Raw genomic sequence first — 26,139 nt, 5'->3', positions numbered from 1 at the left:
CGCTTGTCGCGCTGCACAATTTTCCTAAAATCGCACGACCGTTCGTTTTTGAACTGTTTTCCCGTTTCACCCCAGAGGAGACCCCATGACCGCTGAGTACCAGGTCCACGGCGACGTCGCCGTCATCACGCTGAACAACCCGCCGGTCAACGGCCTGGGCCTGTCCACCCGCCAGGCCATCGTCGAAGGGCTGGAGAAGGCCGAGAACGACGCAGCGGTCAAGGCCATCGTGCTGACCGGTGCCGGCAAGGCTTTCTCGGGCGGTGCCGACATCCGCGAGTTCGGCTCGCCCAAGGCGATCCAGGAACCCAACCTGCTCTCCGTCATCCTGCGCGTGGAGAACACCACCAAGCCGGTGGTTGCGGCGGTGCACAGCGTGTGCATGGGCGGCGGCCTGGAACTCGCGCTCGGCGCGCACTACCGCATCGCCGCCCCCGGCTGCAACGTGGCCCTGCCCGAAGTGAAGCTGGGCCTGATCCCCGGCGCGGGTGGCACGCAGCGCCTGCCGCGCGTGCTGGGCGTGGAAGCCGCGCTGAACATGATCGTCAGCGGCGAGCCCGTCAAGAGCGAGATGCTGGCCCAGCTGCCCGGCCAGAAGCTGTTCGACAAGCTGGCCGCTTCGCCCGAGTCGCTGGCCGAGGAAGCACTGGCCTTCGCCCGCGAGATGGCCGCCAAACACGCCGATGGTTCCGCCTTCCCGCTGGTGCGCAACCTGCCCTGCAAGCACAAGGACGGCGACGCCTACTTCCAGTTCGCGCGCAACATGGTCAAGGGCATGGCCAAGAACTTCCCGGCGCCGGCCAAGTGCGTGGACGCGGTGGAGGCCGCGACCAAGAAGAAGTTCAACGACGGCATGGTGTTCGAGCGCGAGATCTTCATCAACCTGATGTGGACGCCCGAGTGCAAGTCGCTGCGCCACCTGTTCACCGCCGAGCGCGCCGCCAGCAAGATCCCCGACGTGCCGGAAGACACGCCCAAGCGCGAGATCCAGTCGGTGGCCGTCATCGGCGCCGGCACCATGGGCGGCGGCATTTCCATGAACTTCCTCAACGCGGGCATCCCGGTGAAGATCCTGGAGATGAAGCAGGAAGCGCTGGACCGCGGCATCGCGACCATCCGCAAGAACTACGAAGCCCAGGTCAAGAAGGGCAAGCTCAAGCAGGACAAGTACGAGCAGCGCATGAGCCTGCTGAGCACCACGCTGAGCTACGACGAGATCGGTTCGGCCGACCTGGTGATCGAGGCCGTGTTCGAGGAGATCGGTGTCAAGGAAGCCGTGTTCAAGGAACTCGACCGTGTGATGAAGCCCGGTGCCATCCTGGCCTCCAACACCTCGACGCTGGACGTCAACAAGATCGCCAACTTCACCAAGCGCCCGCAGGACGTGGTGGGCATGCACTTCTTCAGCCCGGCCAACGTGATGAAGCTGCTGGAAGTGGTGCGCGGTGACGCGACCGCCAAGGACGTGCTGGCCACCGTGATGGCCATCTCCAAGAAGATCAAGAAGACCGCCGTGGTGTCCGGCGTCTGCGACGGCTTCATCGGCAACCGCATGATCGAGCAGTACGGGCGCCAGGGCGGCTTCCTGCTGGACGAAGGCTGCACCCCCGAGCAGGTGGACAAGGCGATCGAGAAGTTCGGCTTCGCCATGGGTCCGTTCCGCATGGGCGATCTGGCCGGCAACGACATCGGCTGGGCGATCCGCAAGCGCCGCTACCTGGAAAAGCCGGACATGAAGTACAGCAAGACCGCCGACCTGCTGTGCGAGAAGGGCCGCTTCGGCCAGAAGGTGGGCAAGGGCTGGTACGACTACGTCGAAGGCAAGCGCGACGCCATCCCGAACGCCGAGGTGGTGCAGATGATCGAGGAGCACCGCAAGGCACTGGGCATCACGCCGCGCAAGATCTCTGACGAAGAGATCGTGCAGCGACTGGTGTTCTCGCTGGTCAATGAGGCCGCCCACATCCTGGAAGAGGGCATTGCCAACAAGGCCAGCGACATCGACGTGGTCTACATCTTCGGCTACGGTTTCCCGGTGCACCGCGGCGGCCCGCTGAACTACGCCAATGAGGTCGGCCTGTTCAACGTGGTGCAGGCCATGAAGCGCTTTGCGAAGAACCCGCTGGACGACGCGAAGTTCTGGACGCCCGCACCCCTGCTCGCCAAGCTGGCTGCAGAGGGCAAGACCTTCTGATGACCGCACGAATCAAGATTTGAGGAACCCATCATGACCAACGCCGTCATCGTTTCCACCGCCCGCACGCCCCTGACCAAGAGCTGGAAGGGCGCCTTCAACATGACCCACGGTGCCACGCTCGGTGGCCACGCGGTGCAGCACGCTGTTGCGCGCGCCGGCATCGACGCCGCCGAAGTCGAAGACGTGATCATGGGCTGCGCCAACCCCGAAGGCGCGACCGGCGCCAACATCGCGCGCCAGATCGCGCTGAAGGCCGGCCTGCCCATCACCGTCTCGGGCATGACCGTCAACCGCTTCTGTTCCTCCGGGCTGCAGACCATCGCCCTGGCCGCCCAGCGCATCATCGCCGGTGAAGGCTCGGTCTATGTCGCCGGTGGCGTGGAAAGCATCTCCTGCGTGCAGCAGGAAATGAACCAGCACATGCTCAAGGACCTGGCGCTGGAGAAGCAGAAGCCCGAGATCTACTGGAACATGCTGCAGACCGCCGAACAGGTGGCCAAGCGCTACAACATCGGCCGTGACGCCATGGACGAGTACGGCGCCGCCAGCCAGCAGAAGGCCGCGGCTGCGCTGGAGGCTGGGTTGTTCAAGGCCGAGATCGCGCCCATCACCGTGACCGCCGGCGTGGCCGACAAGGTCATGGGCCTGATGACCAAGCAGGTCACGGTCGAGAACGACGAGGGCATCCGCCCCGGCACCACCTTCGACAGCATCCACGGCCTGCGCTCGGCGCTGCCGGGTGGCCTCGTGTCGGCGGGCAACGCCAGCCAGTTCAGCGACGGCGCGGGCGCCTGCGTGGTGATGGACGAAACCCTGGCCGAGAAGAAAGGCCTGAAGCCGCTGGGCCGTTTCCTGGGCTTCGCGGTGGCTGGTTGCGAGCCCGACGAAATGGGCATCGGCCCGGTGTTCGCCATCCCCAAGGTGCTGTCGCGCCTGGGCTTGAAGATGAGCGACATCGACCTGTGGGAGCTCAACGAAGCCTTTGCCGTGCAGGTGATCTACTGCCGCGACAAGCTGGGCATCCCGGCCGACCGCCTGAACGTCAATGGCGGCGCCATCGCCGTGGGCCACCCCTATGGTGTGTCGGGCCAGCGCCTGACCGGCCATGCGCTGATCGAAGGCAAGCGCCGCGGCGCCAAGCGCGTCTGCGTGACCATGTGCATCGGCGGCGGCATGGGCGCGGCCGGCATCTTCGAAGTCCTGTAAACCCGCGCCGCTCGGTCCGAGCAGGAGACTCAGCACATGGGGCCCTACCGGATCGGCGCAGGCGCAGGCTACGCCGGGGACCGCATCGACCCGGCTGTCGATCTGGCCCGGCGAGGGCAGCTGGACGCCCTGGTGTTCGAATGCCTGGCCGAGCGCACGATTGCGCTGGCGCAGCTGCGCCGCCGCGCCGACCCGGCGCAGGGCTTCGACCCGCTGCTGGCGGCGCGCCTGCGGGCGGTGCTGCCCGCCTGCCTGCAGCAGGGCACCACCATCATCACCAACATGGGCGCGGCGAACCCGCTGGCTGCGGGGCATGCTGCGCTGGCGGTGGCGCGCGAACTGCAGCTGCAGCGCCTGCGCGTGGCTGTGGTGCTGGGCGACGACGTGCTGGACTGGGTCCAGAAAAACGACGCGCCGCTGCTCGACAGCGCCGACACGGTGCGCTCGCTGGACGGGCGGCTGATCTCGGCCAATGCCTACCTGGGCGCCGACGCGCTGCTGCCGGCGCTGGCAGCGAAGGCTGACTTGGTCGTCACCGGCCGTGTGGCCGACCCCTCGCTGTTTCTCGCGCCGCTGATGCAGCACTTCGGCTGGGCGGCCGACGACTGGCCGCTGCTCGGCAAAGGCCTGGCCGTGGGCCACCTGCTCGAATGCGCTGCCCAGGTCAGCGGCGGGTACCTGGCCGACCCGGGCCGGGTGGACGTGCCCGGGCTGCACCGCGTGGGCTTTCCGCTCGCCGAGGTGGAGGCCGACGGCGGCGTGGTCATCACCAAGCTGCCGGGCACCGGTGGCCGGGTGGACCGGCTCAGCTGCACCGCCCAGCTGCTGTACGAGGTGGAAGACCCGGCGGCCTACCTGCAGGCCGATGTGACGGGCGACTTCTCACAGGTGCGGTTGACCGACCTGGGCGGGGACCGCGTGCGGGTCGACGGCGCCAGCGGTCGAGCGAGGCCCGACCAGCTGAAGGTCAGCCTGGGCTACAGCGACGGCTTCATCGGCGAAGGCCAGATCTCCTATGCCGGGCCGGGCGCCCGCGCGCGGCGAGCTGGCGCTGGACATCCTGCGCCACCGCCTGGCCGACACGGGGCTGCTGCCCTCGCTCGCCGGGTGCGAACACCGCGCCGAACTGATCGGCGTCAACGCCATGCACGGCGCCGCGCTGGGCACCGACCGCGAGCCCTACGAGGTGCGGGTGCGACTGGCCGTGCGCTGCGCCACGCGCGCGCAGGCCGAGCGCGTGGGCCAGGAGGTGGAGGCGCTCTACCTCAACGGGCCGGCGGCCGGTGGCGGTGTCACACAGTCGGTGCGCGAGGTGGTGGCGGTGGCTTCCACGCTGATCCCGCGCGAGGCGGTGCAGACCCGGGTGGAGGTGCTGGAGTGGGCCGCATGAGCAACGCACCTCGCCGCATCCTGAGGGACATCGCCCTGGCCCGCTCCGGCGACAAGGGCAACCGCGCCACGCTCAGCGTGATCGCGCTGGACCCGGCAGACTTTCCGTTGCTCGAACGCCTGCTGACGGCGGAACGCGTGCAGGCGTTTTTCGCGGGCGTGGTGGGCGGCGAGGTGCAGCGCTTCGTGCTGCCACAGCTGCACGCCGTGCACTTCGTGATGCATGATGCCCTCGCCGGGGGCGTCACCCGTTCGCTGGCGCTGGACGCCCATGGCAAGACCCTGAGCGCGGCGATCCTGGATCTGCCGCTGGACGACTGAGTTCCGATTCACACCACAAGGAGACAAGACGATGCGAACCCTGACCCGAGTCATCGCCGCCGCCGCGGCCACACTGGCCTGCACTGCCGCCCTCGCGCAGACCTACCCGGACAAACCCATCAAGGCCGTGGTGCCGTTTGCCGCCGGCAGCGCCACCGACCAGATCGGCCGCGCCTTCGCGCAGAAGATGCAGGAGGCCCTGGGCCAGCCCATCGTGATCGACAACAAGCCCGGCGTGAACGGCATGCTGGGCGCCGACGCGGTGGCCAAGGCCGCGCCCGACGGCTACACCATCCTCATCGGCACCAACAGCACCAACGCGGCGCTCAAGAGCCTGATGAAGCAGCTGCCCTACGACCAGGACAAGGCCTTCGCGCCCGTGGCCTACATGGGCTCGGTGCCGCTGATCATTGCGGTGAACCCGGACGTGCCGGCCAAGACGCTCAAGGAACTGGTCGACATGGCCAAGGCCAAGCCCAAGAGCATCAACTTCGCCAGCGCCAGCACCTCGCAACTCGTCTCCACCGAGATGCTGGCCGGCATGGCGGGCATCGAGCTGACCAACGTGCCCTACAAGAGCGGCCCTGCCGCGATGACCGACCTGATCGGCGGCGTGGTGCAGATGTTCAGCGCCGACTTCGCGGTGATGCTGCCGCAGGTCAAGGCCGGCAAGGTGCGCGGCCTGGCGGTGACTTCCACCAAGCGTTCGCCCGCCGTGCCCGAGCTGCCCACGGTCAACGAGGCGCTGGGCCTCAAGGACTACGAGCTGATCGCCTACTTCGCCATGTATGTGCCCGCCGGCACGCCCGCCGACGTGATCGCCAAGCTCAACAAGGCGGCCAACGCCGCGGCCAACAGCAAGGAGGTGCAGGAGAAGTTCGCCGGCATCGGCTTCGCGGTCGAACCCGGCACGCCCGAGGACCTGGCCAAGCGCGGTGTGAACGAAACCGCCAAGTGGGCCAAGGCCATCAAGGACGCCAAGATCGAACCGCAATAAGCCGTCAACCTCACCGTTCTCGCCAACCATGAGCCTGCGCCCCACCATCGACTTCCTGCTCAACGACTGGCTGTCGGTCGAGCGCCTGAACCAGCGCGAGCGCTTCGCCGATCACAGCCGCGAGACCTTCGACGCCGTGCTCGACACCTGCGAGCGCATCGCGCGCGAGAAGTACGCGCCGTTCAACCGCCTGGTCGACACGCAGGAGCCGCACTTCGACGGCGAAAAGGTCATCCTGCCGCAGGCCACGCACGATGCGCAAAAGGCCTACGCCGAGAGCGGCATGCTCAGCGCAGCGCAGGACTACGAGATCGGCGGCATGCAGCTGCCGTACACGGTGGAGGCCGCGGCCAACGCGTTTTTCGCGATGGCCTCGGTCTCCATCGGCAGCGGCCTGCTCACCGTGGGCAACGCCAACCTGCTGATGGCGCACGGCAGCGAGGCGCAGAAGCGGGTGTTTGCGCTCAACGAGTTCTCGGGCCGCTGGTCGGGCACCATGTGCCTCTCCGAGCCGCAGGCCGGTTCGTCGCTGAGCGACGTGGCGACGCGTGCGGTGCCCGATGGCACCGGCTTCGAGAGCGACCCGCTCGGTCCGCGCTACCGGCTCAAGGGCAACAAGATGTGGATCTCGGCCGGCGAGCACGAGCTGACCGAGAACATCGTCCACCTGGTGCTGGCCAAGATCCCCGACGAACACGGCAAGCTGGTGCCGGGCGTCAAGGGCATTTCCCTCTTCATCGTGCCCAAGAAGCTGGTCGACACCGACGGCAACCTGACCGGTGAGCGCAACGACGTGGCGCTGGCCGGCCTGAACCACAAGTGCGGCTGGCGCGGCACCACCAACACGCTGCTGAACTTTGGCGAAGGCAAGTACCCGGTGCGCGGTGATGCGGGAGCAATTGGTTATCTGGTTGGTCAACCCGGCAAGGGCCTGCAGTGCATGTTCCACATGATGAACGAGGCCCGCATCGGCGTCGGCATGGCGGCGACCATGCTGGGCATGGCGGGTTACCACGCGAGCCTCGACTACGCGAAGAACCGGCCGCAAGGGCGGCCCATGGGCGCGGGCGGAAAGGATGCGGCTGCGCCTCAGGTCCGCATCATCGAGCACGCCGACGTCAAGCGCATGCTGCTGGCGCAGAAGAGCTACGCAGAAGGCGCGCTCGCGCTCGAACTCTATTGCGCCCGTCTGGTGGACGAACAGCACACCGGCGCGCCCGAAGCCGCCGACGACGCGCGCCTGCTGCTGGAGGTGCTGACGCCGATTGCCAAGAGCTGGCCCAGCGAGTGGTGCCTGGAAGCCAACTCGCTCGCGATCCAGGTGCACGGCGGCTACGGTTACACGCGCGACTTCCCGGTCGAGCAGTACTGGCGCGACAACCGGCTGAACATGATCCATGAGGGCACGCACGGCATCCAGGGCATGGACCTGCTGGGCCGCAAGGTGCTGATGGAAAACGGCAAGGGGCTGGCGCTGCTGGCCGGCCGCGTCAACGCCACCATCGAACGCGCGATCCAGGTGCCCGAACTGGCTGCGCACGCCAACGCGCTGGGCCAGGCCCTGCAGGATGTTGGCGCCACCACCAAGGCCGCCTGGGCCACCGCCAACCCGACCGAGGCCCTGGCCAACGCCGTGCCCTATCTGCAAGCCTTCGGCCACACGGTGCTGGCCTGGATCTGGCTCGACGTGGCCCTGGCCGCGCACGCCGCCGACGACAGCTCGGCGCGCACCGGCCGCCTGGCCGCCGCACGCTTTTTCTTCCACTACGAACTGCCCAAAATCGGCGCCTGGCTGCAGGTGGTGCGCACGCGCGACCTGACCTGCGCCGAGCTGGCCGAAGACGCTTTCTGAACCTTCCCATTCCAAGGAGACATTGATGACCCGCAACATCACCCAACTGTTCGACCTCAAGGGCCAGACGGCGCTCATCACCGGCGGCTCGCGCGGCCTGGGCCTGCAGATGGCCCACGCCCTGGGCGAGGCCGGCGCGCGCGTGGTGATCAGCTCGCGCAAGGCGACCGATCTCGAAGAGGCCACGGCCGAACTGCAGGCCGCCGGCATCGACGCGCGCTGGATCGCCGCCGACTGCCAGCACGAGGAAGACATCCGCCGCCTGACCAGCGAAACGCTGCAGCGCGTGGGCGACGTGGACATCCTGGTCAACAACGCCGGCGCGGCCTGGGGCGCACCGGCCGAAGACCACCCGCTGGAAGCCTGGGACAAGGTGATGAACCTCAACGTGCGCAGCTACTTCCTGCTGAGCCAGCTGATTGCCAAGGGCAGCATGATCCCGCGCAAGCGCGGCAGCATCATCAACACCGCGTCCATCGCCGGCCTGGGCGGCAATCCGCGTGGCATGAACACCATCGCCTACAACACCTCCAAGGGCGCGGTCATCAACTTCACCCGCGCGCTGGCCGCCGAGTGGGGTCCGCACGGCATCCGCGTCAACGCCATCTGCCCGGGCTTCTTCCCCAGCAAGATGACGCAGGGCACGCTCAAGGCCATGGGCGAGGAGCAGCTGGCCGCGCACGCGCCGCTGGGCCGCCTGGGCGACGACGAAGACCTCAAGGGCCTGACCGTGCTGTATGCCTCCGACGCTGGCAAGCACATCACCGGCCAGTGGCTGGCGGTCGACGGCGGCGTCTCGGTCATCACGGGAGGCTGAGTGAAGTTCTCGGTCCACATCCCCTTCGTCGAACTGCTCGGCTTCGAACTGCAGAAGTTCGAGGGCGGCGAGGCCACGATCTGCTTCGACCCCAAGCCCGAACACCAGAACTCGTTCAACGTGGTGCACGGCGGCGCCAGCATGACGCTGCTGGACGTGGTGATGGCGCACGCGGCGCGTTCGGTCGAGCCGGCCATGGGCTGCGTGACGGTGGAGATGAAGACCAGCTTCATGCGCCCCGCCAAGGGCGCGCTGACGGCACACGGCACCCTGCTGCACCGCACCCCGACCATGGCCTTCACCGAGGGGCGCATCGTGGACGCGGCGGGCAAGCTCTGCGCCCACGCCACCGGCACCTTCAAGTTCGTGCCGCGCCTGCCGGTGGGCAAGGGGACGAACGCGCTGAACACACTCAAGACCGACTGATGAGCCATCCCGTCACCCCCGTCGCCTTCGTCACCGGTGCCGCCCGCGGCATCGGCCTGGCCATCGCGCGCTGGTTCTTTCATCAGGGCTACCGGGTCGCGGTGATCGACAACGATGCGTCCACCCTCACGGCCACCGAAGCCACGCTGCGTGCCGATCTGGGCACGCGTTCCAGCGACCTGCTGGTGATCCACGGCGACGTGTCCGACCCGGCGCAGGTGGCGGCCGCGGTGCAGCGCATCGAACAGACCTTCGGCCGGCTCGACGCCCTGGTGAACAACGCGGGTGTCGCCACCTTCAAGCCTATTGGCGAGACCAGCTTCGACGAATGGCGCTGGGTGATGGCGACCAACCTCGACGGCCCCTTCCTCTGCGTGCAGGCCTGTGCGCCGCTGATGCTGAAGAACGGTGGTGGCGCGGTGGTCAACATCGCGTCCATCTCGGGCCTGCGCGCCAGCACGCTGCGCGTGGCCTACGGCACCTCCAAGGCCGCGCTGATCCACCTCACGCGCCAGCAGGCGGTGGAGTACGGCAACGCCGGCATCCGCGTCAACGCCATCGCGCCCGGCCCGGTGGAAACCGAGATGGCGAAGAAGGTGCACACGCCCGCCATCCGCGCGGACTACCACGACACCATCCCCCTGGCCCGTTACGGCTCGCTCGAAGAGATCGCCAACGCGGTCGGCTTCCTGTGCAGCCCGCAGGCCAGCTACGTAAACGGCCAGGTGCTGGCGGTCGACGGCGGCTTCGACGCCGCCGGCGTCGGCCTGCCCACACTGCGCCGCCCCGCCCCCTGAACAACCCAAGGAGACTTCCCATGGCCACCAACCGACAGATCCTGCTGGACAACCGCCCCGAGGGCGAAGCCACCGTCAACAACTTCAAGCTGGTCACCACCGAAACCCCGCCGCTCAAGGACGGGCAGGTGCTGGTGCGCCACCATTTCCTGAGCCTGGACCCCTACATGCGCGGGCGCATGAACGACAGCAAGAGCTACGCCGCCTCGCAGCCTCTGGGCGAAGTGATGATCGGCGGCACGGTCGGCGAGGTGGTCGAGTCGCGCCATCCGAAGTTCCTCACCGGCGACCGCGTGGTCGGCATGGGCGGCTGGCAGGAGTACAGCGTGGTCGACGCGCTGCAGCCCGGCGCGCTGCGCAAGGTCGACACCACGCATGTGCCGCTGTCCTACTACCTCGGCGCGGTCGGCATGCCGGGCGTGACGGCCTGGTACGGCCTGGTGAAGATCATCAACCCCAAGGCCGGCGAGACCATGGTCATCAGCGCCGCCACCGGCGCGGTGGGCAGCGCCTTCGGTGCGCTGGCCAAGGCGCGCGGCTGCCGCGTGGTCGGCATCGCCGGCGGGCCGGAGAAGTGCGCCTACGCCGTGAACGAACTGGGCTTCGACGCCTGCATCGACTACAAGCTGCACAAGGACATGTACAGCCTGGCCAAGGCGCTCAAGCAGGAGTGCCCCAACGGCATCGACGGCTACTTCGAGAACGTGGGCGGCATGGTGCTGGACGCCGTGCTGCTGCGCATGAACGCCTTCGGCCGCATCGCCGTCTGCGGAATGATCGCCGGCTACGACGGCCAGCCGCTGCCCCTGGCCAACCCGGCGCTGATCCTGATCAACCGCCTGAAGGTCGAAGGCTTCATCGTCAGCGAGCACATGGAGGTCTGGCCCGAGGCGCTGACCGAACTGGGCACGCTGGTGGCGCAGGGCAAGCTGCGCCCGCGCGAGACGATCGCCCAAGGCCTGGAGAACGCGCCCGAGGCGTTCATGGGCCTGCTCAAAGGCAAGAACTTCGGCAAGCAGCTTGTCAAGCTGATCTGACATCACCGCGCGGAGGCTGGCATGAACACGACCCACGAAGTCTTCAACCAGCCCGAGCCGCTGGTCGACGTCAACCTGTTCGACGGCAACCGGCCGATGCAGGACGCGCTGAAGTTCAACGCGCCGGCGCTGGTCACCACCCACCTGAGCGCCCTGGGCCAGCAGGTGGGCAGCGCCGAGATGCAGCAGCACGCGCGGCTGGCCAATGTGTTCACGCCGCAGCTCAAGAGCCACAGCCGCTTCGGCCACCGCATCGACCAGGTGGAGTTCCACCCGAGCTACCACGCGCTGATGACGGCGGCCACGGCCTCGGGCCTGCACGGCACACCGTTCTCCGACGCCGAGCAGGCCTCGGGCACGGCCCATGTGAACCGGGCGGCAGCCTTCATGCTCTTCACCGAGCTGGAGCCGTCCATCCTCTGCCCTATCTCCATGACCTACGCGGTCACGCCTGCGCTCAAGGACAACCCGGCCATCTACGCCGATTGGGCGCCGCAGCTCACCAGCCGCGCCTACGACCCGGCGCTCAGGCTGTGGAAGGACAAGCCCGGCGTGACCATGGGCATGGGCATGACCGAGAAGCAGGGCGGCTCGGACGTGCGCGCCAACACCACGCAGGCCGCGCCCGACGGGTCGGATGCCTGGGGCTCTCGCTTCAAGGTGACGGGCCACAAGTGGTTCTTCTCGGCGCCCATGTGCGACGCCTTTCTGATCCTGGCGCAGACGCCCAGCGGCCTCTCTTGCCTGTTCCTGCCGCGCGTGCTGCCGGACGGAACGCTGAACCAGCTGTTCATCCAGCGCCTGAAGGACAAGCTGGGCAACAAGGCCAACGCGAGTGCCGAGGTGGAGTTCGCGGGCGCCACCGCCTGGCTGGTGGGCGAGGAGGGCAGGGGTGTGCCGCAGATCCTGGCCATGGGCACGATGACGCGGCTGGACTGCGCCCTGGGCACCAGCGCGCTCATGCGCCACGCGCTGTCGCTCGCACTCAACCACACCACGCAGCGCAAGGCCTTCGGCAAGGCGCTGATCGAGCAGCCGCTGATGCAGAACGTGCTGGCCGACCTGGCGCTCGAATCCGAGGCTGCGACCGCGCTGGCCCTGCGCCTGGCGCGCAGCTTCGACCGCGCTGCCGTTGACGAACACGAGCGCGTGATGCAGCGCCTGCTCACGCCCGTGGCGAAGTTCTGGATCTGCAAGCGCGGGAGTTATTTCGCGCAGGAAGCCATGGAATGCCTGGGCGGCAACGGCTATGTGGAAGAGGGCGGCGAGGGCATCATGGCCCGCATCTACCGCGAGATGCCGGTCAACAGCATCTGGGAAGGCGCCGGCAACATCATGGCGCTGGATCTGCTGCGCGCCCTGCGCAAGGCCGACGCGGCTGCCGCACTGGCGCACGAACTCGCCCCCGCCAAAGGCATGCACCCCGCACTCGACCAGCTCGCCGCCAGCCTGCCCACGCGCGTGGAGCTGATGGCCACCGAGATCGAAGCCCGCCGGCTCGCGCAGGACGTGGCCCTGGCCGTGCAGGCCGCGCTGCTCGCGCAGACCGCGCCGCCCGCGGTGTTCGCCGCCTTCTGCGACTCGCGCCTGGACGGGCACTGGGGCCACAGCTTCGGCTCGCTGGGCGCCGGCACGGACTTCGCCACCATCATCGCCCGCGCGCAGCCGCGCTGAAACCCCATCACCGACGGAGCCCCGCATGACCACGCCCATCCTCCACCACTACCCGATGTCGCCCTTCGCCGAGAAGGCGCGGCTCATGCTCGGCTTCAAGGGCCTGGCCTGGCAGAGCGTGTACATCCCCAGCGTCATGCCCAAGCCCGACGTGGTGGCGCTGACCGGCGGCTACCGCCGCACGCCGCTGCTGCAGATCGGCGCCGACATCTGGTGCGACACGTCGCTGATCGCCACGGTGCTGGAGCATCTGAAGCCCGAGCCCGCGCTGTTTCCCGAGCACCTCAAGGGCATTGCCCGCATCGTGGCTCAGTGGGCCGACACGGACCTGTTCTGGCCAGCCATGGGCTACACGCTCAGTCCCAAGGGCGCGGCCGCCATGTTCGCCAACCAGCCGCCCGAAGCGGCCCAGGCCTTTGCGGCCGACCGCGGTGCGATGAGCGCGGGCATGACCCGCCTGCGCCCGGGCGACGCCACCAGCGCCTACCGCAGCCACCTGCGGCGCCTGGCGAACATGCTGCACGAGCAACCCTACCTGCTGGGTGAGAAGCCGTGCATCGCCGACTTTGCGGCCTACCACCCGCTGTGGTTCACGCGCGTGGTCAACCCAGCCATGGCCGGCATCCTGGACGCCACGCCCGGCGTGCTGGCCTGGATGGACCGCATGGCCGCCATCGGCCACGGCCAGCCGGCCAAGCTCACGTCCACCGAGGCGATTGCCATCGCCGCCGCGGCCGAGCCCGCGCCGCTGCCCCAGGAGGCCTTCCAGGACGACCACGGCATCGCCCTGGGCAGCCGCGTGACGGTGGCGGCGCAGAGTTTCGGCACCGAGACCACCGAAGGCACGCTGGTCGCCGCCACGCGCACCCACTACACGCTGGCCCGCACCGACGACCGCGCCGGCCGCCTGCACGTACATTTCCCACGCATCGGATATGTACTGAAGGAAGTGAAAGCTTGACCGGAACCACCCTTTATCCCCGCACCCCGGACCTCCAGTGGCGCTGCCTGCCGTTCCATGCGTTGAGCGCCGACACCCTCTACCGCCTGCTGCGCCTGCGCAGCGAGGTGTTTGTGGTGGAGCAGGCCTGCGTCTTCCTCGACATGGATGGTGTCGACGCGCAGTGTCTTCATGTTCTGGGCGAAGTCGTTGACGAGGACGGCACGGCCCACCTGCACGCCAGCACCCGCCTGGTGCCACCGGGCGTGGCCTTTGCCGAGGCCAGCATTGGCCGCGTGGTCACCGCGCCGGCCGCGCGCGGCGGCGGCATCGGCCACGCGCTGATGGCCGAGTCCGTGCGCCTGCTGGAACAGCTCTGGGGCCCGCAGCCCATCCGCATCGGCGCGCAGGCGCACCTGGAGCGTTTCTACAACCGCCACGGTTTCGTGTCGGACGACAAGCCCTACACCGAGGACGGCATCCCGCACATCGAGATGGTCCGTCGCTGAACCACACCACACAGGAGACCAACACGTGATTTCAGACTTCCAAGGCAAGACCGCCGTGCTCACCGGCGCCGGCTCCGGCTTCGGCCTCGAATGCGCCCGCATCGGCGCCAAGCTGGGCATGAACCTGGTATTGGTGGACGTGCAGCAGGACGCGCTCGACAAGGCCCAGGCCGAACTCGAAGCGGCCGGTGCGCAAGTGCTGGCGCGCAAGGTCGACGTGTCCAGCGCCGATCAGATGGAGGCCCTGGCCCAGGCCGTGCAGCAGCGCTTTGGCGCGCCGCACTTCGTCTTCAACAACGCGGGCGTGGGCTCGGGCGGCCTGGTGTGGGAGAACTCTGTCAAGGACTGGGAGTGGGTGCTGGGCGTCAACGTCTGGGGCGTGATCCACGGCGTGCGCCTGTTCACGCCCATGATGCTGGCCGCCGCCAAGGCCGACCCCGCTTACCGTGGCCACATCGTCAACACCGCCAGCATGGCCGGCCTGCTGACGCCGCCCAACATGGGCATCTACAACGTCAGCAAACACGCCGTCGTCAGCCTGAGCGAAACGCTGTACCAGGACCTGAAGCTGGTGACGGACCAGGTCGGCGCCAGCGTGCTCTGCCCGTACTTCGTGCCCACCGGCATCAGCCAGAGCCACCGCAACAAGCCCGCCGGGCTGGCCGACGAGAAGCCCACGCAAAGCCAGCTGATCGGCCAGGCCATGAGCGACAAGGCCGTCAGCTCCGGCAAGATCACCGCCGCCCAGGTGGCCGAGATGGTGTTCCACGCCATGCGGCACGACCAGTTCTACATCTACAGCCACCCCAAGGCGCTGGGCAACGCGCAGAGCCGCTTCGACGCCATCGTGGCAGGTACCAACCCGCCCGACCCGTTTGCCGAACGGCCCGAAATCGGCGAAGGGCTGCGCCAGGCGCTGCGCGCCGGCTAATACCTGCCATGGACAGCGCCACCGGCCACACCCTGTTCGACACCGCCATCGGCGTGTGCGGCATGGCGTGGGGGCCGGCGGGCATCACCGCGGTGCAGCTGCCCGAGCCCACGCCCGAGGGCACGCGCCAGCGCCTGCTGCGCAGCCTGCCGGAAGCGGTGCCCGAGGCCGATCCGCCGCCCCCGGTCCAGTCGGCCATCACCGAACTCAAGGCCGCCCTGCGCGGCGAGCGACCTGCCGACCTGCGCCACCTGCCGCTGGACATGTCGCGCCTCACGCCCTTTCTGCAGCGCGTGTACGAACGCACCCGAGCCATCCCGCCCGGCCAGGTGCTGACCTACGGCGAACTCGCCGCCGAGATGGGCGACAAGCACCTCGCCCGCGCCATCGGTCAGGCCATGGGGGCCAACCCCTTCGCGCCGGTCGTGCCCTGCCACCGCGTGCTGGCGGCGGGCGGCCAGCCCGGGGGCTTCTCGGCCAGCGGTGGCGCCATCACCAAATGGCGCCTGCTGGAGATCGAGGGCTACCGGCCCGGCGGTCAGTCCTCGCTGTTCGACTGACGCACGGTCGCCGAGGCACAAGGTTGTTCGGGTGGCGCCGGGCGGCATTTTTGCTGCACTGCGACAATTCACCGATGCTTTCGCGTTATCTCAAGATGGCCCTGGTGCTGGGCCTGCTCTCTGCCATCGGCCCCTTCGCCATCGACATGTACCTGCCCGCGCTGCCCGACATCGGGCGCAGCCTGGGCGCCGAGGTGGGGGCGGTGCAGCTCACCCTCACTGCGTTCTTCCTCTCCATCGGCCTGGGGCAGCTGCTCTACGGCCCGGTGTCCGACATGGTGGGCCGCAAGCCGCCGCTCTACGCCGGCCTGGCCCTGTTCACGCTGGCCAGCATCGGTTGCGCGCTGGCCACCGATATCCACACCCTGGTGGCGCTGCGCTTCCTGCAGGGCCTGGGCGCTGCCGCCGGCATGGCCATTCCGCGCGCCTCATGTCGCTGCTGATGCTGGTGTTCAGCGTCTCGCCCATCCTCGCGCCGCTGGCGGGCAGCGGCGTGATCGCGCTGACCGGCTGGCGCGGCGTGTTCTGGGTGGTGGCGCTGGCGGCGGTGGCCGGCATGCTGCTGGTGCGCGGCGCGCTGGCCGAAACGCGCAGCGAAGCCGAGCGCGTGGACAGCAGCCTGGGCAGCGCGCTGCGCGCCTACGGTGTGTTGCTGAGCGACCGGCACTACCTGGGCCTGGTGTTCATCGGCGCCTTCGCCATGGCGGGCTTCTTCGTCTACCTGGCCGGCTCGCCCTTTGTGCTCATCAACCACTACGGCCTGAGCCCCACGCAGTACAGCCTGGCGTTCGGCCTCAACGCCGCCGCCTTCATCGGTTCCGCGCAACTCACCGGCCCCCTGGGCCGGCGCTTCGGGCTGGTGCCGCTGGCCAAGGGTGCCGTCACCGCCTGCGGGCTGGTGATGGCGACGCTGCTGGCGTATTACCTGGCCGGTGGCGACCGGCTGCTGGTGCTGGTGTCGCTCTACTTCGTGGCCAGCGCCTTCATGGGGCTGGTGATTCCCACGGTGTCGGTGCTGGCGCTGGAAGCGCACGGCTCGATCGCGGGCACCGCATCGGCCCTCATGGGCACCCTGCAGATGCTCTGCGGCGCGGCGGCCATGGGCATCGTGGGCCTGTTCGCCAACGGCCGGCCGCTGCCCATGGTGGCGGGCATGGCGTCCGGCGCACTGACCGCGCTGGCGCTGACCTGGGTCACCCTGCGCCACCGCCCGCACGCCACCCCCGTGCGGCGCGTGAGGGTTTGATCCTCCTCAGCCGCCGGCGGGCGGGGCGACCGCCAATCCCTCCGCCAGCGCCCGCGCCGACAGCGGCGCACATCCCTCGGCCTTGTTGCTGATCGTCACGTAGGCGTTCTGCCCCGCGCCCGTCACGCCGCGCACCGTGCGCACGATCAGCGCGCGCGTCTCGGCGTCCACGTCGTGGATGCGGTCGTAGGGCTCGTAGGAGCGCTGCGCGTCCTCATAGCCATAGGCGCCGTGCAGCGGGTTCAGGTTCCAGCGGCAGACCATCGGCCCGGGCCAGAGCGCGCGCAGCAGGGGCAACTGCTCGGCCAGACGCGGCATCTTGGCGTGCAGACCCAGGCAGTAGGTGGCGCCGGTCTCCTTGAGCACGGCCGCCAGCTGCGGCGCGATGGCGGGCGAGAGCCACTCCGGGTCGCGCACCTCCACCGCCACCACGCCGTCGGGCGTGGCACCGCGCACATCGGGCAGCGCCCGCAGCAGGGCGCGCAGCCGCTCCAGCAACAGCGGCAGGCGCTGCAACTGCGCAAACGGCAGCGGGCTGAGCTGGAACACCAGCGCGCCCACCTTGTCGCCCAGCCCCGCCAGCGCGGGGGTGATGAACTCCTGCGTCGCCAACACCGGGTCCAGAAACGCCGTGTTGGGCTGGCGGCCCTGGCCCTGTTCGCCGCGCACCAGCGCGTCCGTCACCAGCGCCGGCGCCTTCACCACGAAGCGGAAGTCGTTCGGCACCTGGCCCGCGTAGCGCGCGTACTGCCCCTCGGTCAGCGGGCGGTAGAACGACCGGTCGATGCCCACGCAGCGCAGCAGCGGGTGCTGCGCGTAGGCGGTCAGGCCGTTCTTGGCGAGCACCGCCTCGGTGTACGGCCCCTCGTCCCACACGATGCCGGCCCAGCCCGGGTAGCTCCAGGTCGAGGCGCCCAGGCGGATGCGCGGGTTCAGGCGGGCGGCGAGGGTGCGGGTGGCGTCGTCGGGGGGCAGGGGGAGAACTTCGCTGGAACGGCGGCGCTTGGGCTGGGCCGGAGCAGCGTCATCGTCCACAGGGTCGGGCGCGGTTGCGGGCGGTCTTGATCGGGTGGGTGGCGGTGCGGGTGGTGCACCGAACAGGTCGTCCTGCATGTGAGTCAGCGCCTGCTCACCGCGAAGGCTTGAGCCCTGAGCCATCCTCAAACGCCGCACGCACCGCCGACACCAGCCGCTCGTGCACGCCATAGTGCGCGCCGCCTTCTTCAAAAATCGCCGGCAGCTCCTGCCGCAGCTTGCCGCTCACCGCCCACTGGCTCTGGTGGAGCGACCGGATGATGCGGTCCGCATCCGCGTCCGGCATCTCCACCCAGCGCTTGATGGCGGCGCGCGCTGCGTCGTGCTGGCGCAGCAGCAGGGCCTCTTGCGCCATCTCGTGCTCCACGGTCTGGCGCAGCAGTTCGCTCAGGTAGCGCGTGTGCGCGGTCAGGTCCAGATAGCGCCAGACGTGCTGCGCGTCGTCGGCCTGCAGGAACTCGAAGTTCGTCTCCACCCCGTCGGCGCACACCCGTTGCTGCCCGAAGCGGTAGCCGTCGGCATAGGCCTGCATGAACGGGCGGGACACGACCTCCAGCACCTGGTCGTACTGCGCCCGGCCTTTGGCCGAGCCGGCAATCGTGGCCGACACCGGTACCACGATGTTGGGCGGCACCACCTGGTCTGCCGCCAGCAGGTGGTTCACCAGAAAACGGTGCACCCGTCCGTTGCCATCGGCCAGCGGGTGCAGGTAAACAAACGCGAACGACACCGCCGCCGCCCGCGCCACGCTGTTCGCGCCCCGCGTGCGCCGCTCGGCCGACCGCAGCGCGTCCAGCATGCCCGGCACCATGTCTTCGCCCGGCGCGATGTAGTGCACCAGCTGCGCGCGAAAGCTGCTTTGCCCTACAAACACCGGCGACTGGCGCACGCCCACCCGCAGTGCGCGCGGCCCCAGCACCGCCTGCTGCAAGGTCAGCAGGTGCTCGGGCGACATGGGGTCGCCCAGCCGGCCGCTGAACTCGCCGATGGCCGCGGCAAAGCGGCGTACCTTGTCGTCCTGGTCCGCTTCGTGCTCCACGGCAAAGCTCGCACGCGACTCCTTGAAGGTCAGCCAGGCCGCGCTGCGCAGCAGCAGCTCCGGGCCGTAGGTGTCGTCCAGCCGCTGCACGCCGGCCCCCACGTCGTACAGCCAGCCACGCTCGGCCTCCGGCCCCAGGTAGACCAGCGGGCAGAACTCGGGCGAGCCGGGCAGGTTGTCATTGACGCGCCAGCGCCGCACCCGCTCGGTTCGAGGCGCGGCAAGGTACTGCTCGCCGTCGATGGCGTCCACATAGCCCATGTTGGCCGCCGTGTCGGGCACATCCAGCCGCCGCCCGGTGAACCATTCATATAAGAAAGCGGTGCGGCGCGCGTAGCGGCCCGTGGGCTCATCCCGCACCCAGGCCGCCACCTCGGCCGGGTCCAGCGCGGCAAACAGGCGCGAGAAGAACTCGAAGTGCAGCCGCTCGTACTTCAGCCCGAACTCGAAATGCCCCCGGAAGCTGTCGACCGGCTGGTACTGCGCGGGCCAGGTCAGCATCTCGTGGCCATCGACCACCTCGCGCTGGCGCACGGACCCCAGGCGGCTGCGGCTGAACAGCGGCTGCACGGGGCGGATGCCGTGGACTTGGGCCAGGCGCTGGAAACCGAGGAGGGTGTCGGTCATGGTGGCGTTTGGGTAGAGGGACTTCTATTTTGATAGAAAACAGCCGGATTCATAGAAAAACGCTAGAACCGCAGTCTCTTTGGGTTGAACGAGTGCCCAGATGCTCGCCGCGGGTCAAGACCTGTTCAGGGCGCGGGTGGCGGTTGCCAGTTTGTGACAAGACGTTGCAGAATGGTCGCTCGAACGGACAACAAGCAACAACGTTCCAGACCAGAGGAGGGAGGCCATGGTCCATCTACCCCCGACACCGCCATGCAGCCGGACAGAGTCATCTGGCTGCGTGGCTCTTCATTCAAGCTCTGCAATCGGTTGTCGGTCGATGGGTTTTGCATTGAGTCCCTAGACGTTGTGGATCCAAAATTCTTCAAGATTAAGGGGGAGGCTATGAATCAGTGTGTTATGTGATTTTCAATGCAGCCAGTTAATCGGTTAAAGATTAATTTGGCCAACTGATAGTTATTTATTGACCGATGCCTGTCGCGTATCGCTGCTTTGTACAAGACTGCATGCAGCGGCGCTTGATTGTGAATCGGTTATGTAGCAAGTTAACTGCTTACAGGGATGTTAGATGAAGCTCAGAATATATAATATCCAACTGCTTCCGTTGGATCATGCAAAGACTGGCGACGCTGGGGAGTTTAGGTATATTGAGCTTTTCAAGCACTTTAATGATTCAGTTACACAGTCAATAAAGCAGAAAAGACTTGTTGCTGATGCAAAGCCGTTGATAAATGATTCATTTTTTGCTGCTCTCAACTGCGAAAAGCATGTGTATAAGCAGTTAAAAGAGGATCACACTTTTGTTGTTGGGCGATTTATTAAGTTTCACCAGGCTGGCGAAGTCGAAGATTTGTATACAAAGGCGACTTTATTTAAGGCCCAAAAGGGGCAAGATGCAGTTGCCAATCGCAAAGAGTTTATCTATGTCTTTGATCCTGTTTCGCACTGGCTTGGTATTGAAGAGCAGAACGGGCGACTTCCCAGTCATGGGGCTGTAAAGGGCGCGCTTGAGCAATATCTCCAGCCTTTGGCTGAGCAATTCTTTCCAGACTACACCTTGACCGTAAACTTGGTGTCTCGCGAAGAAGAATTGAACTCTGTTTTGGAACGGGCTGTGGGCTTCACAAAAATTGAAGTCGATATTACGTTTAAGAACGGGCCAACTCAGGATGAGGTTCTTCGGGATATGGCGGCAAACAGTTTGCATCGATTAAAAGTGACCGCTTCTTCGGATCGCGGATCACACATGCCTCGAGTGCCAAAAATCATTGAAGGCGTGGTAAAAAACGCCCCTCAATATGGACAGGCCTCTATTACTTATCTCGAGCAAAATGAAAAGGGCGGAACGAGTATGGCTCGCTATGAGTCTGAATCAAATCCGCAGACCGTGGGGGCGAGGGCGAAAGGCAGTGAGGATCCAATATCGTTTTATGGTCGCCTGGTTGCAAAGATGAAAGAGTTGGCTCGTCGGATTGGTCATTTGGCTGAGGTGGGAAATGTGCAAACAAAATGATCGCTCAAAAAGGCGGCAGCTCTTGCTTAGACTGCCGGGGATTGGGTCATTTATAGAAATATCTTCCGATTATGCCAGCGAAGGGGCGGTAGAGTATTTTGAAAAAATAGCCCCAGCACGCTATTGGCTAAAGTCGTTGGGATGGCCGATTCTCATCTCGATACTTTTGGCGGCAATTCCCTATCCTTGCGGCTGCATGCCAATTTCCTTCAAAATTGAGGCAAAGGCGCATGATCTTGCGCTTTCGCTTATACCGTCGTTGCTTGGTTTTGGAATTGGTGTATATGCCTTGATTTTCGGGCTAAGTGGGGATTTGCTCAAAAAGTTGCAAGATGGGTATGTCAAAAAGGAGCTTGACTCTGGGGTTCCTGCTGCCTCTGCCATGAGCATAAACTCCGCATTTGCGTTTCCATTGGTAACTATGTTGGTTACTATTATTGTTGCGAGTATCGATAAAATTCTGTCGGGTATCCAACTACTGTCTACTGCGACTTGGTTTTTGACCTTCTTTTGTTTGGTTTTGACTTATCAATTGATTGCTTCGCTTTACATATTGGGTAGAGCCGTTATTCTGGATAAGTTCTAATCGCTTGCTCCGTTTGAGCATTGCTCGCAACAAGAATTCCGATCTTCTAGCAGCGATGCAACTCTCAGTTAGTACATCCGTTTGGTTAGTGGTAGGGCGTTTGCTCATGGGTTGTTCCTCGCGCGCACAGCCTGTCTATCCTGCCTCGGACTTCCCTCCCACCCCTGTGGCAAACTCGCCCGCTTCGTTGAAAACCGGGCCGCTGGCGCCCCTTGGGACATGCAGAAAATCATCGCGCAGATCGCGCAGGAGATCCGGGTTGAGCCGCGGCAGGTGCTGGCCGCGGTGGAGTTGCTGGACGGGGGGGCGACGGTGCCCTTCATCGCCCGCTACCGCAAGGAAGTCACCGGCGGGCTGGACGACACCCAGCTGCGCGAGCTGGAGTACCGCCTGGGTTACCTGCGCGAGCTCGAAGACCGCCGCGCGACCGTGCTGAAGGCCATTGACGAGCAGGGCAAGCTGACCGACGCGCTGCGTGTGGCGATTGCCCAGGCGCCGACCAAGCAGGAGCTGGAAGACATCTACCTGCCGTTCAAGCTCAAGCGCCGCACCAAGGGGCAGATCGCCCGCGAATTCGGCATCGAGCCGCTGGCCGACAAGCTGTTTGCCGACCCGACCCTGGACCCGCTGGCCGAGGCGGCCGCCTTCACCAAGCCGCCCGAGGTGCTGGACGACGGCAAGCCGGGCGCGGACTTCTCCACGCCGCAGGCGGTGCTGGACGGGGTGCGCGACATCCTCTCCGAGCGCTGGGCCGAAGACCCGGCGCTGGTGCAAAGCCTGCGCGAATGGCTGTGGAACGAGGGCCTGCTCAAGAGCAAGCGCGTGGCGACCAAGGACGAGAACAACCCGGACGTCGCCAAGTTCCGCGACTATTTTGAATACGACGAGCCGATCGGCCGCGTGCCCTCGCACCGGGCGCTGGCGGTGTTCCGCGGCCGGGCGCTGGAGATTCTGGACGTGAAGCTGGTGCAGCCGGTGGAGCCGGAACCCGGCAAGCCGTCGCTGGCCGAAGGCAAGATCGCGCTGCACCTGGGCTGGAGCCACCAGGCGCGCAAGGCGGACGACCTGATCCGCAAGTGCGTGGCCTGGACCTGGCGCGTGAAGCTGAGCCTGAGCACCGAGCGCGATCTGTTCACCCGCCTGCGCGAGAGCGCCGAGGCGGTGGCAATCAAGGTGTTTGCCGACAACCTGCGCGACCTGTTGCTGGCCGCGCCCGCCGGCCAGAAGGCCGTGATTGGCCTGGACCCGGGCATCCGCACCGGGGTGAAGGTGGCGGTGGTGGACGCGACCGGCAAGCTGGTGGCCACCAACACGGTGTACCCGCACGAGCCGCGCCGCGACTGGGACGGCGCGCTGCACACGCTGGCGCTGCTGTGCCGCCAGCACGGCGTGCAGCTGATCGCCATTGGCAACGGGACGGCCAGCCGCGAGACTGACAAGCTGGCGGGTGACCTGATCAAGATGCTGGCCAAGGCGGGCATCGAAGGCGTGCAGAAGGTGGTGGTGAGCGAGGCGGGCGCCTCGGTGTATTCCGCCAGCGAGTTCGCCGCCCTGGAAATGCCGGACGTGGACGTGAGCCTGCGCGGCGCGGCATCCATTGCCCGCCGCCTGCAGGACCCGTTGGCCGAGCTGGTGAAGATCGACCCCAAATCCATCGGCGTGGGCCAGTACCAGCACGACGTGAACCAGAGCGAGCTGGCGCGCACCCTGGACGCGGTGGTGGAAGACTGCGTGAACGGCGTGGGCGTGGACCTGAACACGGCCAGCGTGCCGCTGCTGACCCGCGTCTCGGGCCTGTCGGGCTCGGTGGCCAAGGCGGTGGTGCGCTGGCGCGAGTCGCACGGCGCGTTCAAGAACCGCCAGCAGCTGCTGGAAGTGAGCGGCCTGGGCGCCAAGACCTTCGAGCTGGCGGCGGGCTTCCTGCGCATCCGCGACGGCGACAACCCGCTGGACATGACCGGCGTGCACCCGGAAACCTATCCGGTGGTGGAGCAGATCATCGAGAAGACCGGCCAGCCGGTGGCGAACCTGATGGGCCGGGCCGACATGCTCAAGACCCTGCGGCCCGAGCTGTTCGCGAACGAGAAATTCGGCGTGATCACGGTCAAGGACATCCTGGGCGAGCTGGAAAAGCCGGGCCGCGACCCGCGCCCGGACTTCCAGGTGGCGCGCTTCAATGAGGGCGTGGACGATATTGCCGACCTGAAGGAAGGCATGGTTCTGGAGGGAACGGTGTCCAACGTCGCGCAATTTGGCGCTTTCGTCGATCTGGGCGTGCACCAGGACGGGCTGATCCACGTCAGCCAGCTGAGCCACAAGTTCGTCAACGACGCGCGCGAGGTGGTCAAGACCGGCGACATCGTCAAGGTGAAGGTGCTGGAAGTGGACGTGGCGCGCAAGCGCATCAGCCTGACCATGAAGCTGGATGCCGCGCCGGCCCGCAAGGACGGCCCGCGCGACAACCGCTACGAACCGGCGCGCGGCGGCCCGCGGGGTGGCTACTCGGGCGGGCAGGGTGGCGGCCAGCGCCAGCCCGAGGCGGCCGGCGCCATGGCCTCGGCCTTTGCCAAGCTGCAGGGTCTGAACAAGCGCTGAGGCGCTGCTGAAACCGCAGGCGGGAGAGGGCGGGCGGGGCTCAAGTCGGGGGCGGGTTGGTCGATAAGAACATCAGATCGATCCACAACACCTTGGACTTCAGACCATGGAACTCGAAGCCCTGCTCAATTACCCCCGCGCACTGCCGGCGATGCCGCGTGCCGTCTCGGACCTGCTGGCCGAGATGAACAAGGACGACCCGAGTCCCAAGCGGGTGGGGGAACTGATCGGACGCGATCCGGCGCTCACCACCCGCGTGCTGCGCCTGTCCAACTCGGCGTTTTTCCGGGTCAGCCGCAAGATCGGCAGCGCCGACGAGGCGGTGGCCTTGCTGGGCATGACCCATGTGCGCTCGCTGGTCATGGCCGCGGCGCTGGGCGGCAGCTTCAAGAGCGTTCCCGGCATCGACCTCAAGCAGTTCTGGCGCTACAGCCTGCAGGCGGCCGACATTGCCAAATCGCTGGCCGGCCTGCTGCACCAGAACCAGGGCAACGCCTTCACGGCGGGCCTGATCCACGCCATCGGCATCCTGGTGATGCACATCGCCATGCCCGACCGCATGGAACCGCTGGACTTCAGCACCCCGCCGCTGGACCTCAACCGCGCGGCCGCCGAACGCGCGATGCTGGGCTACACCTACGCCGAAGTGGGCGCCGGCATGGCCGAGAAGTGGCAGTTCCCGGAAGAAATGGTGTCTGCCCTGTCCAACCAGTTCAGCCCGTTCGAAGGCGACGCCTACGACCCGCTGGCCGGCCTGCTGCACCTGGCGTCCTGGCGCGCGCGCGCCCAGGAGCTGCAGCTGGACGACAACGGCCTGGCCGCCACCTTCCCCGACATGGTCGGCCTGACCCTGGGCCTGGACCTGGACAGCGTGCTGGGCAAGGACCCGTCCGAGTGGTCTTTCTCACAAGCGCTGGGCGCGTTCATGGATTGATCACTCAGTCCTCAAGTCCTCTCGGGAGCCGTCGAAAGCACTGAAAACCAACGGCGGTTTTTTTACACAAGGATGTCTGCCATGCAGCTCGAAAAACTCCTCAAGCAGCCCAGTGCCCTCCCTTCCGCTCCCAAGGTGGTCCGAAAGCTGATGGAAACTTTCGAGCAGGACGACGTGGACCTGCTCAGGGTCGCCGCCCTGATCGAGGACGACCCGGTCCTCACCGCCAAGCTGCTGAAGATGGCCAACTCCGCCTTTTTCGGGCTGCACCGCGCGGTGACCACGGCGCGCGATGCGATCAACGTGATGGGGCTGATCAAGGTGCGCGCCCTGGTGATCGGCGCGGCCCTGGGCGACGGCTTCCACGCCGTCGGCGGCATGAACCTCAACCAGTTCTGGCGCTACAGCCTCAACAGCGCCAACCTCTCGCGCTACATCGCGCTGCCGCTGCGCATGGACGAAAGCACGGCGTTCACCGCGGGCCTGATCCACTGCATCGGCGAGCTGGTGATGCACGCCGGCATGCCCGAGGCCATGATCGACCTGGACCGCAGCATTCCCATGCTCGACCTCAAGCGGGCGCGCGCCGAACGCGGCCTGTTCGGCTACAGCTACGCCGAGGTGGGTGCGGCGCTGGCGCGCGAGTGGAAGTTCCCCAAGAAGATGATCGACTCGATCGAGCACCAGGTGGCGCCGTTCGACAACGACGTCTACGAGCCGATTGCCGGCGTGATCCACATCGCGTCCTGGCGCGCGCGTGCGCAGGAACTTTCGCTGGGCAGCGAGGCGCTGATCAACACCTACCCCGACCCGGTGGGGCTGGTGCTGGGCATCGACCCGGACATCGTGATCGGCGAGGTAATTCCCTCGCTGACCCGCGAGGAAGCCGTCGAGAGCGAGGGCTGAAGCCC

At 66.8% G+C, this 26,139-nt stretch carries 21 protein-coding genes and 2 pseudogenes; 21 read left to right on the top strand and 2 right to left on the bottom strand.

Translation table 11 applies throughout. From position 1 onward, the window contains the following. Nucleotides 1–85 precede the first annotated feature (85 nt). From DD542_RS00925 to DD542_RS00850, 16 genes and pseudogenes are all read left to right on the top strand, one after another. Entirely contained in the window at nucleotides 86–2,194 is a 2,109-nt protein-coding gene (locus tag DD542_RS00925) for a 3-hydroxyacyl-CoA dehydrogenase NAD-binding domain-containing protein (RefSeq protein WP_127803118.1), read from the top strand. A gap of 33 nt (nucleotides 2,195–2,227) precedes the next feature. Next, a complete protein-coding gene (locus DD542_RS00920) occupies nucleotides 2,228–3,403 on the top strand; it encodes an acetyl-CoA C-acyltransferase (RefSeq protein WP_127803116.1) in 1,176 nt (391 codons plus the stop codon). A 36-nt stretch (nucleotides 3,404–3,439) separates the two neighbouring features. Beyond that, a pseudogene (locus tag DD542_RS00915) lies at nucleotides 3,440–4,793 on the top strand (acyclic terpene utilization AtuA family protein). Then, a complete protein-coding gene (locus DD542_RS00910) occupies nucleotides 4,790–5,113 on the top strand; it encodes a hypothetical protein (protein WP_127803114.1) in 324 nt (107 codons plus the stop codon). Before DD542_RS00915 ends, DD542_RS00910 begins: the two are co-directional and overlap by 4 nt. Nucleotides 5,114–5,144: 31 nt before the next feature. Next, nucleotides 5,145–6,110, top strand: coding sequence for a tripartite tricarboxylate transporter substrate binding protein (locus DD542_RS00905; protein ID WP_127803112.1), 966 nt, complete (start codon nucleotides 5,145–5,147; stop codon nucleotides 6,108–6,110). A 28-nt stretch (nucleotides 6,111–6,138) separates the two neighbouring features. Further along, nucleotides 6,139–7,962: an acyl-CoA dehydrogenase gene (locus DD542_RS00900; RefSeq protein WP_127803110.1), complete on the top strand. Its 1,824-nt coding sequence runs from the start codon at nucleotides 6,139–6,141 to the stop codon at nucleotides 7,960–7,962. Between the two features lie 25 nt (nucleotides 7,963–7,987). Then, a complete protein-coding gene (locus tag DD542_RS00895) occupies nucleotides 7,988–8,779 on the top strand; it encodes an SDR family oxidoreductase (RefSeq protein ID WP_127803108.1) in 792 nt (263 codons plus the stop codon). Next, nucleotides 8,780–9,205 (top strand): PaaI family thioesterase, encoded by a 426-nt coding sequence (locus DD542_RS00890; RefSeq protein WP_127803106.1) that lies wholly within the window; start codon nucleotides 8,780–8,782, stop codon nucleotides 9,203–9,205. It abuts the gene before it with no gap. Next, entirely contained in the window at nucleotides 9,205–10,002 is a 798-nt protein-coding gene (locus DD542_RS00885; RefSeq protein ID WP_127803104.1) for an SDR family oxidoreductase, read from the top strand. The genes DD542_RS00890 and DD542_RS00885 overlap by 1 nt, the downstream gene beginning before the upstream one ends. Before the next feature lie 20 nt (nucleotides 10,003–10,022). Further along, nucleotides 10,023–11,039: an NADP-dependent oxidoreductase gene (locus DD542_RS00880; protein WP_127803102.1), complete on the top strand. Its 1,017-nt coding sequence runs from the start codon at nucleotides 10,023–10,025 to the stop codon at nucleotides 11,037–11,039. A gap of 21 nt (nucleotides 11,040–11,060) precedes the next feature. Next, nucleotides 11,061–12,713, top strand: a complete 1,653-nt coding sequence (locus DD542_RS00875; protein ID WP_127803101.1) for an isovaleryl-CoA dehydrogenase — start codon at nucleotides 11,061–11,063, stop codon at nucleotides 12,711–12,713. 25 nt (nucleotides 12,714–12,738) lie between these two features. Further along, nucleotides 12,739–13,674, top strand: coding sequence for a glutathione S-transferase family protein (locus DD542_RS00870; RefSeq protein ID WP_127803100.1), 936 nt, complete (start codon nucleotides 12,739–12,741; stop codon nucleotides 13,672–13,674). After that, nucleotides 13,671–14,162: a GNAT family N-acetyltransferase gene (locus tag DD542_RS00865; protein WP_127803098.1), complete on the top strand. Its 492-nt coding sequence runs from the start codon at nucleotides 13,671–13,673 to the stop codon at nucleotides 14,160–14,162. Before DD542_RS00870 ends, DD542_RS00865 begins: the two co-directional genes overlap by 4 nt. Before the next feature lie 25 nt (nucleotides 14,163–14,187). Continuing rightward, nucleotides 14,188–15,093, top strand: coding sequence for an SDR family oxidoreductase (locus tag DD542_RS00860; RefSeq protein WP_127803096.1), 906 nt, complete (start codon nucleotides 14,188–14,190; stop codon nucleotides 15,091–15,093). An 8-nt stretch (nucleotides 15,094–15,101) separates the two neighbouring features. After that, the gene (locus DD542_RS00855) at nucleotides 15,102–15,653 is read left to right on the top strand and encodes a methylated-DNA--[protein]-cysteine S-methyltransferase (protein ID WP_127803094.1); all 552 of its coding nucleotides are present in this window, start codon (nucleotides 15,102–15,104) and stop codon (nucleotides 15,651–15,653) included. A 95-nt stretch (nucleotides 15,654–15,748) separates the two neighbouring features. Beyond that, a pseudogene (locus DD542_RS00850) lies at nucleotides 15,749–16,899 on the top strand (multidrug effflux MFS transporter). A 6-nt stretch (nucleotides 16,900–16,905) separates the two neighbouring features. Here the strand turns inward: DD542_RS00850 and DD542_RS00845 are convergent. Continuing rightward, nucleotides 16,906–18,012 carry a DUF72 domain-containing protein gene (locus tag DD542_RS00845; RefSeq protein WP_127803092.1) on the bottom strand — a complete coding sequence of 369 codons (1,107 nt, stop codon included), beginning with the start codon at nucleotides 18,010–18,012 and terminating at the stop codon, nucleotides 16,906–16,908. A gap of 16 nt (nucleotides 18,013–18,028) precedes the next feature. Further along, nucleotides 18,029–19,600, bottom strand: coding sequence for a Fic family protein (locus DD542_RS00840; RefSeq protein ID WP_127803090.1), 1,572 nt, complete (start codon nucleotides 19,598–19,600; stop codon nucleotides 18,029–18,031). A gap of 568 nt (nucleotides 19,601–20,168) precedes the next feature. Here DD542_RS00840 and DD542_RS00835 point away from each other — a divergent pair. The 5 genes from DD542_RS00835 to DD542_RS00815 all read left to right on the top strand — a co-directional run bounded on the left by DD542_RS00835 (nucleotide 20,169) and on the right by DD542_RS00815 (nucleotide 26,134). Then, complete coding sequence (locus DD542_RS00835) at nucleotides 20,169–21,113, top strand: DUF4747 family protein (protein ID WP_127803088.1); 945 nt, start codon at nucleotides 20,169–20,171, stop codon at nucleotides 21,111–21,113. Next, the gene (locus DD542_RS00830) at nucleotides 21,097–21,699 is read left to right on the top strand and encodes a hypothetical protein (protein ID WP_127803086.1); all 603 of its coding nucleotides are present in this window, start codon (nucleotides 21,097–21,099) and stop codon (nucleotides 21,697–21,699) included. Before DD542_RS00835 ends, DD542_RS00830 begins: the two co-directional genes overlap by 17 nt. A gap of 219 nt (nucleotides 21,700–21,918) precedes the next feature. Beyond that, a complete protein-coding gene (locus tag DD542_RS00825) occupies nucleotides 21,919–24,294 on the top strand; it encodes a Tex family protein (protein ID WP_127803084.1) in 2,376 nt (791 codons plus the stop codon). A 106-nt stretch (nucleotides 24,295–24,400) separates the two neighbouring features. Then, nucleotides 24,401–25,228 (top strand): HDOD domain-containing protein, encoded by an 828-nt coding sequence (locus DD542_RS00820; RefSeq protein ID WP_079364716.1) that lies wholly within the window; start codon nucleotides 24,401–24,403, stop codon nucleotides 25,226–25,228. Between the two features lie 81 nt (nucleotides 25,229–25,309). Further along, on the top strand, nucleotides 25,310–26,134 hold the full coding sequence (locus DD542_RS00815; protein ID WP_127803082.1) for an HDOD domain-containing protein: 825 nt from the start codon (nucleotides 25,310–25,312) through the stop codon (nucleotides 26,132–26,134). Nucleotides 26,135–26,139 lie beyond the last annotated feature (5 nt).

The sequence above is a fragment of the Hydrogenophaga sp. NH-16 genome, assembly GCF_004006415.1.
In the GTDB taxonomy this organism is placed as follows: Bacteria; Pseudomonadota; Gammaproteobacteria; order Burkholderiales; family Burkholderiaceae_C; genus Hydrogenophaga; species Hydrogenophaga pseudoflava.
The sequence above is the reverse complement of the archived record's forward strand: the minus strand, read 5'-3'. Positions and strand labels throughout refer to the sequence as shown.